At 71.3% G+C, this 13,291-nt stretch carries 13 protein-coding genes; 11 read left to right on the forward strand and 2 right to left on the reverse strand.

Features of this window, described 5'->3' with window-relative positions; genetic code table 11:
• The first annotated feature begins 5 nt into the window (after nucleotides 1-5).
• The gene (locus OG194_RS31485) at nucleotides 6-575 is read left to right on the forward strand and encodes a Uma2 family endonuclease (RefSeq protein ID WP_327404156.1); all 570 of its coding nucleotides are present in this window, start codon (nucleotides 6-8) and stop codon (nucleotides 573-575) included.
• On the opposite strand, the gene OG194_RS31490 is transcribed toward OG194_RS31485, so the two are convergent.
• Both OG194_RS31490 and OG194_RS31495 read right to left on the reverse strand, forming a co-directional pair.
• A complete protein-coding gene (locus tag OG194_RS31490; RefSeq protein WP_327404157.1) occupies nucleotides 553-1,362 on the reverse strand; it encodes a DUF3097 domain-containing protein in 810 nt (269 codons plus the stop codon). The genes OG194_RS31485 and OG194_RS31490 overlap by 23 nt on opposite strands.
• Nucleotides 1,363-1,396: 34 nt before the next feature.
• A complete protein-coding gene (locus tag OG194_RS31495) occupies nucleotides 1,397-2,116 on the reverse strand; it encodes an MBL fold metallo-hydrolase (protein WP_327404158.1) in 720 nt (239 codons plus the stop codon).
• Between the two features lie 173 nt (nucleotides 2,117-2,289).
• On the opposite strand from OG194_RS31495, the gene hrcA reads away from it, so the two are divergent.
• From hrcA to OG194_RS31545, 10 genes are all read left to right on the forward strand, one after another.
• Complete coding sequence (gene hrcA / locus OG194_RS31500) at nucleotides 2,290-3,306, forward strand: heat-inducible transcriptional repressor HrcA (RefSeq protein ID WP_327404159.1); 1,017 nt, start codon at nucleotides 2,290-2,292, stop codon at nucleotides 3,304-3,306.
• Nucleotides 3,307-4,440 carry a molecular chaperone DnaJ gene (gene dnaJ / locus OG194_RS31505; RefSeq protein ID WP_327404160.1) on the forward strand — a complete coding sequence of 378 codons (1,134 nt, stop codon included), beginning with the start codon at nucleotides 3,307-3,309 and terminating at the stop codon, nucleotides 4,438-4,440.
• A 144-nt stretch (nucleotides 4,441-4,584) separates the two neighbouring features.
• Complete coding sequence (locus OG194_RS31510; protein WP_327404161.1) at nucleotides 4,585-5,706, forward strand: nitronate monooxygenase; 1,122 nt, start codon at nucleotides 4,585-4,587, stop codon at nucleotides 5,704-5,706.
• Nucleotides 5,703-6,461: a 16S rRNA (uracil(1498)-N(3))-methyltransferase gene (locus OG194_RS31515; protein WP_327404162.1), complete on the forward strand. Its 759-nt coding sequence runs from the start codon at nucleotides 5,703-5,705 to the stop codon at nucleotides 6,459-6,461. Before OG194_RS31510 ends, OG194_RS31515 begins: the two co-directional genes overlap by 4 nt.
• Before the next feature lie 16 nt (nucleotides 6,462-6,477).
• Nucleotides 6,478-6,870 (forward strand): VOC family protein, encoded by a 393-nt coding sequence (locus tag OG194_RS31520; RefSeq protein ID WP_327404163.1) that lies wholly within the window; start codon nucleotides 6,478-6,480, stop codon nucleotides 6,868-6,870.
• 88 nt (nucleotides 6,871-6,958) lie between these two features.
• Complete coding sequence (locus tag OG194_RS31525; protein WP_327404164.1) at nucleotides 6,959-7,519, forward strand: hypothetical protein; 561 nt, start codon at nucleotides 6,959-6,961, stop codon at nucleotides 7,517-7,519.
• A 45-nt stretch (nucleotides 7,520-7,564) separates the two neighbouring features.
• On the forward strand, nucleotides 7,565-10,783 hold the full coding sequence (locus OG194_RS31530; protein ID WP_327404165.1) for a S41 family peptidase: 3,219 nt from the start codon (nucleotides 7,565-7,567) through the stop codon (nucleotides 10,781-10,783).
• A 120-nt stretch (nucleotides 10,784-10,903) separates the two neighbouring features.
• Nucleotides 10,904-11,257 carry a histidine triad nucleotide-binding protein gene (locus OG194_RS31535; RefSeq protein WP_327404166.1) on the forward strand — a complete coding sequence of 118 codons (354 nt, stop codon included), beginning with the start codon at nucleotides 10,904-10,906 and terminating at the stop codon, nucleotides 11,255-11,257.
• 6 nt (nucleotides 11,258-11,263) lie between these two features.
• On the forward strand, nucleotides 11,264-12,169 hold the full coding sequence (locus tag OG194_RS31540; protein ID WP_327404167.1) for a ribonuclease Z: 906 nt from the start codon (nucleotides 11,264-11,266) through the stop codon (nucleotides 12,167-12,169).
• 20 nt (nucleotides 12,170-12,189) lie between these two features.
• The gene (locus OG194_RS31545; RefSeq protein ID WP_327404168.1) at nucleotides 12,190-13,182 is read left to right on the forward strand and encodes an adenosine deaminase; all 993 of its coding nucleotides are present in this window, start codon (nucleotides 12,190-12,192) and stop codon (nucleotides 13,180-13,182) included.
• Nucleotides 13,183-13,291 lie beyond the last annotated feature (109 nt).

Below are 13,291 nucleotides of genomic sequence, written 5' to 3' on the forward strand. Positions count from 1 at the left end.
CCGTTGTGAGCGACCGGCGAATCACCGAGTTCTTTGCGGAGTTCGAGCCCCCTGAGGGCTTGAGGGCTGAACTCCTCCGGGGGGAGATCGTGCTGACGGCCAGGCGTGACCTGGTACACAACGCGATCGTGGAGACGGTTCAGGACCAGATTCCCTGGAGCGGCTGGAGACGGCTTCAGACGCAGCGGGTGGCGATCCCCGAAGAGCCGAGTGAGCCGCAGCCGGACCTGGTGGTGATCGAGCGCGGTGCCGGCCCCGACGGGGGAAGACTGATGCCTGCCGAGGTCATCACGCTGCCGGTCGAGGTCGTCTCCACCAACAGCGTCCATCGCGACTACAGCGTGAAGCGCTCGATCTACGCGGCGGCAAAGGTACCCGGGTACCTGATCATCGATCCGGTCATGGCCCAGTGCGTCCTGTTCACCGAGCCGACGGGCACGGGCGAGAACGCGGACTACCGGTGCCGGCGGATCACCGAGTTCGGCGACCTCACACCGTTGGAGCCCATCGGTGTCGAACTGGACACCGGCGAATTCGCCGCCTACGAGAACGTCACGCCTCACCGCCGGCCGTGACGAAGTCGATCAACTCCTCGACCCTTCCCAGGAGTTCCGGCTCCAGATCCCGGTAAGACCCCACCTTGGCCAGAATCGCCTGCCACACCGCACCGGTGTTTTCCGGCCAACCCAGGGACCGGCACACGCCCGTCTTCCAGTCCTGCCCGTGCGGAACGCGGGGCCACGCGGCGATGCCCACGGAGGACGGTTTCACGGCCTCCCAGATGTCGATGTACGGGTGGCCCACGACGAGCGCGTGCTCACTCGTGACCGACCGGGCGATGCGCCACTCCTTGGTGCCGGGGAGCAGGTGGTCGACCAGGATGCCCAGCCGCGCGTCCGGGCCGGGATCGAATTCCGCGACGATCGACGGGAGGTCGTCGACGCCCTCCAGGTACTCGACCACCACGCCCTCGATGCGCAGGTCGTCGCCCCACACCCGCTCGACGAGTTCGGCGTCGTGCCGGCCCTCCACGTAGATCCGCCCGGCGCGAGCCACACGCGCGCGTGCACCCGGGACGGCCACCGAACCGGAAGCCGTACGCGTGGGCCGTAGGGGACTCGACACGGGCCTCACCAGGGTGACGACTCGGCCCTCCAGGAGGAAGCCGCGCGGCTCCATCGGGAACACCCGGTGCTTGCCGAAGCGGTCCTCCAGGGTGACCGTGCCGGCCTCGCAGCGGATCACCGCGCCGCAGAAACCGGTGCCCGGCTCCTCGACCACCAGGCCCGCCTCCGCGGGGACCTCGGGGGCCGGCTTGGGCTTCTTCCACGGCGGGGTCAGGTCGGCGGAGTACTGGCGCATTCGGATGACGATAGGAGAACCGGGCCGACCACCGTCACGACACGCCGAAACGCGTTGCCAACGCGTCCCGTTGGGCCCGCACGAACCCCGCGTCCACCACCGCTCCGTGACCGGGCACGTACACCGCGTCCGCCCCGCCCAGGGAGAGGAGCCGGTCGAGCGCCGCCGGCCAGAGCGCCGGAACCGCGTCCGGGCCCGCCTGCGGTTCGCCGGACTCCTCGACCAGGTCGCCGCAGAACACGACCGGCGGGTCGCCCGGCACCACGACCACGAGATCGTGGGCGGTGTGCCCCCGCATCGCCACCAGCCGGACCGCCGGGCCGTCGTCGAGTTCGAGCAGTGTGGGGTCCCGCACATGTTCGCGGGGGCGTACGAGGACGTCCGCCGCGTTCTCCGCGGCCTCCGGGTCCAGCCCGTTGCGCACCGCGTCGGCCCGCAACTCCTCCCCACCGCTCTCGAACACCTCGTCCGCGCCCGCGGCCACGAAAACCGTCGCCCCGGCAAAGGCCGCCGCCCCGAAGACATGGTCGAAATGCGGGTGGGTGAGCGCGAGAAATGGCACACGCCGCCCGGCGAGCGCCTGCGCCTGCCTACGCAACCGCGCGCCCTCCGCCAGGCTCGACCCCGCGTCGATCAACAGCGCCGAGTCCCCGCCGATCACCAGCCCGACCGTGCAGTCCCAGCCAGGCAGTCGGCACCGCCCCACCCCGGCGGCCAGCCGCTCCCACCCCGCCTCTTCCCAAGTCACCCTCATACGGCGACGCTAACGGTGACGGCACTCAGCGCGTGACATCGCAGGACCGGCCTTGCCCGGGGTGTACCTCACGGCCGTACACTGGGCCGGGGAACGCTGGCACTCACGCGCACAGAGTGCCAGGAAAGGGCAGCCCGGCACCAAAACGGCGACCAGAACTGGAGGTGTGCGCGATGCTCAGCGAACGCAGGCTTCAGGTGCTGCGCGCCATCGTCCAGGACTACGTCGGCACCGAGGAGCCGGTCGGGTCCAAGGCGCTCACCGAGCGGCACAGCCTCGGCGTCTCCCCGGCGACCGTGCGCAACGACATGGCGGCCCTGGAGGACGAGGGCTACATCGCCCAGCCGCACACCAGCGCCGGGCGGATCCCGACCGACAAGGGCTACCGGCTGTTCGTCGACAAGCTCGCCGGCGTCAAGCCGATGACCGGCCCCGAGCGCAAGGCGATCCAGAACTTCCTCGACGGCGCGGTCGACCTCGACGACGTCGTCGGCCGTACGGTACGGCTGCTCGCGCAGCTCACCCGGCAGGTCGCCGTCGTGCAGTACCCGTCCCTGACCCGCTCGACCGTCCGCCACGTGGAGCTGCTGTCGCTGGCCCCCGCGCGCGTGATGCTCGTGCTGATCACCGACACCGGACGGGTCGAGCAGCGCATGGTCGACTGCCCGGCGCCCTTCGGGGAGAGTTCGCTCGCGGATCTACGCGCGCGGCTCAACAGCCGGATCGCGGCCCGCCGCTTCGCGGACGTACCGCTGCTCGTGCAGGACCTGCCGGAGGCCTTCGAGGCCGAGGACCGCGGCACGGTCGCGACGGTGCTCTCCACCCTCCTGGAGACCCTCGTCGAGGAGACCGAGGAGCGGCTGATGATCGGCGGCACCGCCAATCTCACCCGCTTCGGACATGACTTTCCCCTCACCATCCGCCCCATCCTGGAAGCCCTTGAGGAGCAGGTCGTCCTCCTCAAGTTGCTTGGTGAGGCGGGGGATTCGGGCATGACCGTACGGATCGGTCACGAGAACGCCTACGAGGGACTCAACTCCACTTCCGTGGTGTCGGTCGGCTACGGTTCGGGCGGCGAGGCAGTCGCCAAGCTCGGCGTGGTCGGACCGACCCGCATGGATTACCCGGGAACGATGGGAGCGGTACGCGCAGTGGCACGGTACGTCGGACAGATCCTGGCGGAGTCCTAAGTGGCCACGGACTACTACGCCGTTCTCGGCGTGCGTCGCGACGCGTCGCAGGATGAGATCAAGAAGGCCTTCCGTAGGCTCGCGCGCGAGCTGCACCCGGACGTGAATCCGGATCCGAAGACCCAGGAGCGGTTCAAGGAGATCAACGCCGCTTACGAGGTGCTCTCGGATCCGCAGAAGAAGCAGGTCTACGACCTCGGTGGCGACCCCCTCTCGCAGGCGGGCGGCGCGGGCGCGGGCTTCGGGGCCGGTGGCTTCGGGAACTTCTCGGACATCATGGACGCGTTCTTCGGCACGGCGTCGCAGCGCGGACCGCGCTCGCGCACCCGCCGCGGCCAGGACGCCATGATCCGGCTGGAGATCGAGCTCGACGAGGCGGCCTTCGGCACCACGAAGGACATCCAGGTCGACACGGCCGTCGTCTGCAACACCTGCAACGGCGAGGGCGCGGCCCCCGGCACCTCCGCGCAGACCTGTGACATGTGTCGCGGTCGCGGTGAGGTCTCGCAGGTGACCCGGTCCTTCCTGGGCCAGGTCATGACGTCCCGCCCCTGCCCCCAGTGCCAGGGCTTCGGCACGGTCGTGCCGACGCCGTGCCCGGAGTGCGCCGGCGACGGCCGCGTCCGCTCGCGGCGCACGCTCACGGTCAAGATCCCGGCGGGCGTGGACAACGGCACGCGGATCCAGCTCGCGGGCGAGGGCGAGGTCGGCCCCGGCGGCGGCCCCGCCGGTGACCTGTACGTCGAGATCCACGAGCTGCCGCACGCGATGTTCCAGCGCCGCGGCGACGACCTGCACTGCACGGTCACCCTCCCCATGACAGCCGCGTCCCTCGGTACGAAGGTGCCGTTGGAGACGCTGGACGGCATGGAGGAGGTCGACATCCGCCCGGGCACCCAGTCCGGCCAGTCGATCCCGCTGCACACCCGGGGCATCACACATCTGCGCGGCGGCGGCCGGGGCGACCTCATCGTCCACGTCGAGGTCACCACCCCGACCAAGCTGGACGTGGAGCAGGAACGCCTGCTCCGCGAACTGGCGAAGCTGCGCGGCGAGGAGCGGCCCACGGGGACGTTCCAGCCGGGTCAGCAGGGGCTGTTCTCGCGCCTCAAGGACGCTTTCAACGGTCGCTGAGAGGGTCCGGGGGCAGCCGCCCCCGGACCCTCTCTTCATTCCGAACAGCCTCGTCCGCCATCGCCGAACCGGCTGAAAGCAATGGCATGTGCCAGGGCCAAGGCCGGATTCGGACTTGTTCAAAGGACGTGACAACATGCCGTCATGTCCTCCGCACTGACCGATCTCTTCCCTCATCCGATCGTGCAGGCCCCGATGGCGGGCGGTGTCTCCGTCCCGCGTCTCGCGGCCGCCGTGTCCGAGGCCGGCGGGCTGGGATTCCTCGCCGCCGGGTACAAAACGGCCGACGGCATGTACCAGGAGATCAAGCAGCTGCGGAGTCTGACCGGCCGCCCCTTCGGCGTGAACCTCTTCATGCCGCAGCCGGAGTACCCCGGTGCGAGCACCGGCTCCACTGGAGCGGCTGTCGCCGCGCTGCCCTATCGGGCCGCGGTCGACGTCTACGCCCACCAACTGGCCGGTGAGGCCCAGTGGTACGACACGGAACTCGGCGACCCGGACAGCGGCCGTGAGGACGGCTACGACGCCAAGCTGTCCGTCCTGCTCGACAACCCGGTGAAGGTCGCCTCTTTCCACTTCGGCATCCCGACCCCGGAGGTGTTGGACTCGCTGCGCCGGGCCGGCACCTTCACCCTCGTCACCGTCACCACCGTCGAGGAGGCCCTCGCCGTCGAGCGGGCCGGTGCCGACGCGGTGATCGCGCAGGGCGTCGAGGCCGGCGGCCACCAGGGCACCCACCGCGACCTCCCGGAGAACGACGGCGCGAGCCTCGGCCTGCTCTCCCTCGTCGCCCAGATCCGCGAGACCGTGAACCTCCCGATCGTCGCCGCCGGCGGTCTGATGCGCGGCAGCCAGATCGCCGCGGCCCTCGCGGCGGGCGCGAGCGCGGCCCAGCTCGGCACCGCGTTCCTCGCCGCCCCCGAGTCCGGTGCCAACGCGCTGCACAAGCAGGCGCTCACCAACCCCCTGTTCACGCGTACCGAGTTGACCCGCGCGTTCTCCGGCCGCCCGGCCCGCGGCCTGGTCAACCGCTTCATGCGCGAGCACGGCCCGTACGCCCCCGCCGCGTACCCGGAGATCCACCACCTCACCTCCCCGCTCCGCAAGAAGGCCGCCGCGTCCGGCGACCCGCAGGGCATGGCCCTGTGGGCCGGACAGGGCCACCGCATGGCACGCGAGCTGCCCGCCGGTCAACTGGTCGAGGTCCTGGTCGCCGAACTCGCCTCCGCCCGGACAGCGTTGTCGTCCGGGGGCGACCTCCGATGACCGCGCCGGTGTTCATCCTCGACCCCCTGAAGATCCCGGATCTCAGCGGCGGTGAGATCGTCCTCGACGGCCCCGAGGGGCGGCACGCGGTTTCCGTGCGGCGGATGCGGGCCGGTGAGGACATCGTCCTCACCGACGGACGCGGCCGGTGGACGGCGGGCGTCGTCAAGGCGGCCGAGGGCAAGGACCGGCTCGTCGTCATGGACCTGGAGTCCGTCAGCGAGGAGCCCGCGCCGCGGCCCCGCATCACCGTCGTCCAGGCCCTCCCCAAGGGCGACCGCGGCGAGCTGGCCGTGGAGACGATGACCGAGACCGGCGTCGACGCGATCGTCCCCTGGGCGGCCGCCCGTTGCATCACGCAGTGGAAGGGCGACCGGGGTCTCAAGGCCCTCGCCAAGTGGCGCGCCACCGCACGGGAGGCCGGCAAGCAGTCCCGTCGGCTGCGCTTCCCGGAGGTCGCGGACGCGGCAACGAGCAAACAGGTTGCGGCACTTCTGGCCAAAGCCGACTTCGCCGCCGTCCTCCACGAGGACCGCGACTACGCCGGCGAGCCCCTGGCCACCGCCGAACTCCCCGCCGAGGGCGAGATCGTGCTGGTCGTGGGCCCCGAAGGAGGCGTCTCCCCCGAGGAGTTGGCGCTCTTCGAGGAGGCGGGCGCGAAGGCCTGCCGCCTCGGGCGTAGCGTGCTGCGTACATCGACGGCCGGGACCGCGGCGACCGCCCTGCTCCTGGGCCGTACCGGACGCTGGTCCTGAACCAGGGGGGATCGCCGTGGAACTCGCCCAAGTACGGCTGCTCGTCACCGACTTCGCCGCCTGCTACCGCTTCTACGCCGAAGTCCTCGGCCTGAAGCCCCAGTCGGGGGCGGCCGAGGGACCGTACGAGAAGTTCAGCCCCGCGATCGGGTCCGCCGGGATCGCGCTCCAGGACCGCGCGATGATGGCCCAAACCCTTGGCGAACTGGGGGACTTGGCGACGGGTCACCGTTCGCTGGTGGTGCTGCGGGTGGACGGTCTCGACGGGTACTGCGAGCAGATCACCGCCCGGGGTGCGGAGCTGCTGCACGGGCCCGCGCCGATGACGGACCGGATGCGGGTCGCCCATCTCAAGGACCCCGAGGGCAATGTGGTGGAGCTTCAGGAGTGGCTGCTGTTGCGCGGCTGAGGCCGTCCGCCGGGGAATTGCGCCCCCGGCGTGCGGGTGGCCGTATGCGCTCTTCCGCGCGCGCTCCGACGGTGACAGGCTGCCGCCCATGAGGGTGTTGAGACGGAACCTGCTCCGGCCGCGCGGGCGGCGGGTGGCCGCCGTGGCGGGGCTGGCGGTGGTCGCTGTGGGCGGGGCCGTCGCGTGCCAGCCCGGGGATCTCAGCTCGGCGACCGTCGCGTACACCACCGACAAGACGGCGACCGCGGAGCTCAAGCGGGACCATGTGGGCGTGCGCTGGCTGACCTGCACGGGCAACTACGGCAACGACAACAAGGCCTACACGCCCGGGAAGACGCCCTCGCCGACCGAGACCACGGTCGTCAGCGTCGACTGCCAGGGGCAGACGACCGACAACCGGGACATCACCGTCACCGGCAAGGTCACCCGGGCCGTCGACGGCGCGTGTGTGCGCGGTGACCTGGTCGCCAAGGTGGCAGGGAAGCAGGTCTTCCACGTCACCGGGCTCGGCGACTGCAACGCGGCGACGCCGTCGTCCGTGAACAACCCGAACCCGACGCTGACCTACGGCCCGGGACCGACCGTCACGGTCACCAAGACGATCTGGTGCAAGGGCGACCCGACCTGCTGGCCTGTCGAGGGCAAGTGATCCAAAGGGCTGTCGGCGGATGGCACCGGTGCATAACCTGATCAGGTGACTCAGCCCTCAGCGTCCGCAGCCCAGGCCTATCTCCGCTTCCCGCACCTGCACGGCGAGTCGGTCGCCTTCACCGCCGAGGACGACGTGTGGCTGGCGTCCCTCGACAGCGGCGGCCGGGCCTGGCGGGTCAGCGCGGAGAACGTGCCGGTGACCCACCCCCGCATCTCGCCCGACGGCACCACCGTCGCCTGGACCTCCACCCGCGACGGCGCCCCCGAGGTGCACATCGCCCCGGTCGACGGCGGCCCCGCCAAACGCCTGACGTACTGGGGCAGTTCACGCACCCAGGTGCGCGGCTGGACCGCCGCCGGCGAGGTCCTCGTGACCAGCGCCCACGGCCAGGCCAACCTCCGCCGCAGCTGGGCCCGTTCGGTCCCGCTGGACGGCGGACCGGCGACGACCCTCCCGTACGGCTGGGTCGGCGACGTCGCCCAGGGCGAGACGGCGACGGTCCTCCTCTCCGCCCCCATGGGCCGCGAGGCCGCCTGGTGGAAACGCTACCGGGGCGGCACGGCGGGCAAGTTGTGGATCGACCGCGACGGCGACGGCGAATTCACGCGCCTGCACGAGGAGTTGGACGGCAACATCGAGTACCCGGTGTGGGCGGGGGAGCGGATCGCGTTCCTCTCCGACCACGAGGGCACCGGCGCCCTGTACTCCTCCCTCGCGGACGGCTCCGACCTCCGCCGCCACACCCCGCTCGACGGCTTCTACGCCCGGCACGCGTCCGGTGACGGCACCCGGATCGTCTACTCCTCCGCCGGTGAACTCTGGCTCCTCGACGACCTGGACGGCGCCGAACCGCGCCGCCTCGACATCCGGCTCGGCGGCCAGCGCATCGACCAGCAGCCGTTCCCGGTGCCCGCGGCCCGCTGGTTCGGGTCCGCGTCCCCCGACCACACCGCACGCGGCAGCGCGGTCGCCGTGCGCGGCGCCGTCCACTGGGTCACCCACCGCTCCGGCCCCGCCCGCGCGCTGGCCGCCACCCCCGGCGTCCGCGCCCGGCTGCCCCGCACCTTCCGCGCCGACGGCGAGGAGTGGGTGGTGTGGGTGACGGACGCCGAGGGCGACGACGCCCTGGAGTTCGCCCCCGCCACCGGCCTCGCCCCCGGCGCCACCCCGCGCAGAATCGCCGCCGGACAGCTCGGCCGCGTCCTCGCCCTCACCGTGGCCCCCGACGGCAGCCGGGTCGCCGTAGGCTCGCACGACGGCCGCGTCCTCCTCGTCGAACGGGAAACCGGCGAGGTCCGCGAGGTGGACCGCAGCGAGGACGGCGACGCCTCGGGCCTCGCCTTCTCCCCGGACTCGGCCTGGCTGGCCTGGTCCCACCCGGGCCCGCGCCCGCTACGCCAGTTGAAGCTGGCGAACACCACAGACCTGTCGGTCACCGAGGCGACCCCGCTCCGCTTCCAGGACTACGCCCCCGCCTTCACCCTCGACGGCAAGCACCTGGTGTTCCTCTCCACCCGCTCCTTCGACCCGGTCTACGACGAGCACGTCTTCGACCTGGCCTTCGTGGTCGGCGACCGCCCGCACCTGATCACCCTCGCCGCGACGACCCCGTCCCCCTTCGGACCGCAGCGGCACGGCCGCCCCTTCGAGGCCCCCGACAAGGAGGAGACCCCCGACAGCGAGGGCCGCCCCACCACCCGCGTCGACCTCGAAGGCCTGGCCGACCGCATCGTCGCGTTCCCGGTGGAGGCAGGCCGCTACTCCAACCTCCGCACGGCCAAGGACGGCGTCCTCTGGCTGCGCCACCCGGTCCAGGGAGTCCTCGGCGCCACCCGCGCGACCCCCGAAGACCCGGACCCCAAAACGGAGTTGGAGCGCTACGACCTCGCCCAGCAGCGCATCGAGCACCTGGCCGGGGACGCCGACCACTTCGAGGTGAGCGGCGACGGAAAACGCGTCCTGCTCTGGACCGACCACAAACTCCGCGTCGTCCCGAGCGACCGCCGGGCCTCCTCCGAGGACGACGACAACGACACCAACATCAACGTCGACCTGTCCCGCATCCGCCAGACCGTCGACCCGGCCGCCGAGTGGCGCCAGATGTTCGACGAGACCGGCCGCATCATGCGCGACAACTTCTGGCGCGAGGACATGAGCGGCGTCGACTGGACCGGCGTCCTGGACCGCTACCGCCCGATCCTCGACCGCGTCGCGACCCACGACGACCTCGTCGACCTCCTCTGGGAGGTGCACGGCGAACTGGGCACCTCGCACGCCTACGTCACCCCGCGCGGCGGCCACGGCCACGGCGAGCGCCAGGGTCTGCTCGGCGCCGACATCTCCCGTCACGAGGACGGCAGTTGGCGCATCGACCGGATCCTGCCCTCGGAAACCTCCGACCCGAACGCCCGCGCCCCGCTCGCCGCCCCCGGCGTAGCGGTCCGCACGGGAGACGCGATCCTCGCGGTGGCCGGACAGCCCGTCGACCCGGTCACGGGACCGGCCCCCCTCCTGGTCGGCACGGCGGGCAAACCGATCGAGCTGACGATCTCCCCGGCAGCCGGCGGAGACCCGAGGCACGCGGTGGTCGTCCCCCTGGCGGACGAGGAACCGTTGTACTACCACGCATGGGTGGCCGACCGCCGTGCCTACGTCCACGAGAAGTCCGGCGGCCGCCTCGGCTACCTCCACGTCCCCGACATGCAGGCCCCCGGCTGGGCCCAGATCCACCGCGACCTGCGCGTGGAGGTCGCCCGCGAGGGCCTGGTGGTCGACGTCCGCGAGAACCGCGGCGGCCACACCTCACAGCTGGTGGTCGAGAAGCTGGCCCGCCGCATCGTCGGCTGGGACCTCCCCCGAGGCATGCGCCCCTACAGCTACCCCGAGGACGCACCCCGCGGCCCCGTAGTGGCCGTGGCCAACGAGTTCTCCGGCTCGGACGGCGACATCGTCAACGCGGCGATCAAGGCGCTCGGCATCGGCCCGGTGGTCGGCACGCGCACATGGGGCGGCGTGATCGGCATCGACAGCAGGTACCGGTTGGTGGACGGCACGCTGATCACCCAGCCCAAGTACGCGTTCTGGCTTGAGGGTTACGGGTGGGGGGTCGAGAACCACGGGGTGGACCCGGATGTGGAGGTGGTCCAGCGCCCCCAGGACTATGCGGCGGGACGGGACACCCAGCTGGACGAGGCAATCCGCCTGGCGCTGGAGTCACTGGAGACCGCTCCGGCAAAAACACCCCCGACCCTGCCCACCTAGGGGCGCGGGGCTGTGCCGATTTGCGGCTCCGCCGCGGGGCGCGACCAGCCCCCACGCACCCGCACCAGACGACGATACGATGCCTCGCGTAAAGCACCCCCAGCCTCGGAGGAAACCCACATGTCAGGGGACCCGCAGGACGACTGCCTGTTCTGCAAGATCGTCGCAGGCCACATCCCCGCGACGATCATCCGAGAGACGTCCACCACCGTCGCGTTCCGGGACATCAACCCCCAGGCCCCGACCCACGTCCTGGTGATCCCCCGAGTCCACTACCCCGACGCCGCCTCCCTCGCCGCCGCCGAACCGGCAATCGCCGCAGACGTACTGCGGGAGGCAGGCGAGGTGGCGACCGACGAGAAGCTCGACAGCTACCGCGTCATCTTCAACACCGGCAGCGGCGTGGGCCAGACCGTGTTCCACGCCCACGCCCACGTCATGGGCGGCCGCGGCATGCAGTGGCCGCCCGGATAACTCGCCGTGTCCGTACGCGAGTTCGTGGTCCTCGGCACAGCCAGCCAGGTCCCCACCCGGCACCGCAACCACAACGGCTACCTCCTCCGCTGGGACGGCGAGGGCATCCTCTTCGACCCCGGCGAGGGCACCCAGCGCCAGATGCTGCGCGCCGGCGTCGCCGCGCACGACCTCAACCGCATCTGCGTCACCCACTTCCACGGCGACCACTCCCTCGGCCTCGCGGGAGTCATCCAGCGCATCAACCTGGACCGGGTCCCGCACGAGATCACCGCCCACTACCCACGCTCGGGCCGGCGCTTCTTCGACCGCCTGCGCTACGCCACGGCGTACCGCGAGACGGTGGGCATCACGGAGTCCCCGGTGTCCGAGGACGGCGTACTCGCCACCACCCCCGCGTACACCCTGGAAGCCCGCAAGCTCTCCCACCCCGTCGAGTCCTACGGCTACCGCCTCACCGAACCCGACGGCCGCCGCATGCTCCCCGACCGCCTCGCCGCGCACGGCATCAAGGGCCCGGACGTGGGTCGCATCCAACGCGAGGGGGCGATCGGCGACGTGACCCTCGACGACGTCAGTGAGGCACGGCACGGCCAGCGTTTCGCGTTCGTCATGGACACCCGGCTCTGCGACGGGGTGCACGCCCTCGCGGAGGGCTGCGACCTGCTGGTGATCGAGTCGACGTTCCTGGACGAGGACGAGCAACTGGCCGTAGACCACGGCCACTTGACCGCAGGGCAGGCGGCGGGGGTGGCGCAGGAGGCGGGCGTACGGCACCTGGTCCTCACGCACTTCAGTCAGCGGTACTCCGAGCCGGAGGAGTTCGAGCGGCAGGCGCGGGCGGCGGGGTTCGAGGGGGAGCTGACCGTGGCGCACGATCTACTCAGGGTGCCGGTTCCGAAACGGCGGTAAAACACCCGTACGATACTTCGATGCCCATTCCCAAAGCCGAACTGCACCTGCACATCGAAGGCACCCTGGAACCCGAGCTGGCCTTCGCGCTCGCGGCCCGCAACGGCGTCGAGCTGCCGTACACGGACACCGAGGAACTCCGCGAGGCGTACCTCTTCGAGGACCTCCAGACCTTCCTGAACCTCTACTACGAGCTGATGGCCGTCCTGCGCACCGAGCGGGACTTCGAGGACCTCGCCAACGCCTATCTCGCCCGCGCCGCCGCGCAGGGCGTACGGCACGCGGAGATCTTCTTCGACCCGCAGGCGCACATCGCGCGGGGTGTGGACATGGGCACGGTGGTGGAGGGCCTGTGGCGGGCCCTGGGCAGCAGCGAGACCAACCACGGCGTCTCGACCCGCCTGATCCTCTGCTTCCTGCGCGACGAGTCCGCCGACTCGGCCCTGGAAACGCTGGAGGCCGCGAAGCCGTACCTCGACCGGATCACCGGCATCGGCCTCGACTCGGCCGAGGTCGGCCACCCGCCGGTGAAGTTCCGCGAGGTCTACGAGGCCGCCGCCGCGCTGGGTCTACGACGCGTCGCACACGCCGGTGAGGAGGGTCCGCCGGCCTACATCACGGAGGCGCTGGACATCCTCGGCGTGGAGCGCGTCGACCACGGGCTGCGCTGCATGGAGGACGAGGAGCTGGTGGCGCGCCTGGTTCGCGACCGCATCCCCCTCACCCTCTGCCCCCTGTCGAACGTCCGGCTGCGCGCGGTGGACATCCTCGCCGAGCACCCCCTCCCCGCCATGCTGGACGCGGGCCTGCTCTGCACGGTCAACTCGGACGACCCGGCCTACTTCGGCGGGTACGCGGGCGACAACTTCGACGCGGTCCGCTCGGCGCTGGGCCTGACCGAGGACCGGTTGCGCGAGCTGGCCCGGAACTCCTTCGTCGCGTCCTTCCTGGAGGACGACGAGGAGCGGCGGGTTCGTTATCTGGCCGAGGTGGAGGCGTACGAGTTCTCGTAAGTCGGTGGTGACACCGCGGGCTGGTGGGGGCTGGTCGCGCCCCGCGGCGGAGCCGCACGTCGATACAGCCCCGCGCCCCTGGGGGGCTGGGCTTGGGCCTGTGTCGATG

The sequence above is a fragment of the Streptomyces sp. NBC_01288 genome (genome assembly GCF_035982055.1).
Lineage (GTDB): Bacteria > Actinomycetota > Actinomycetes > Streptomycetales > Streptomycetaceae > Streptomyces.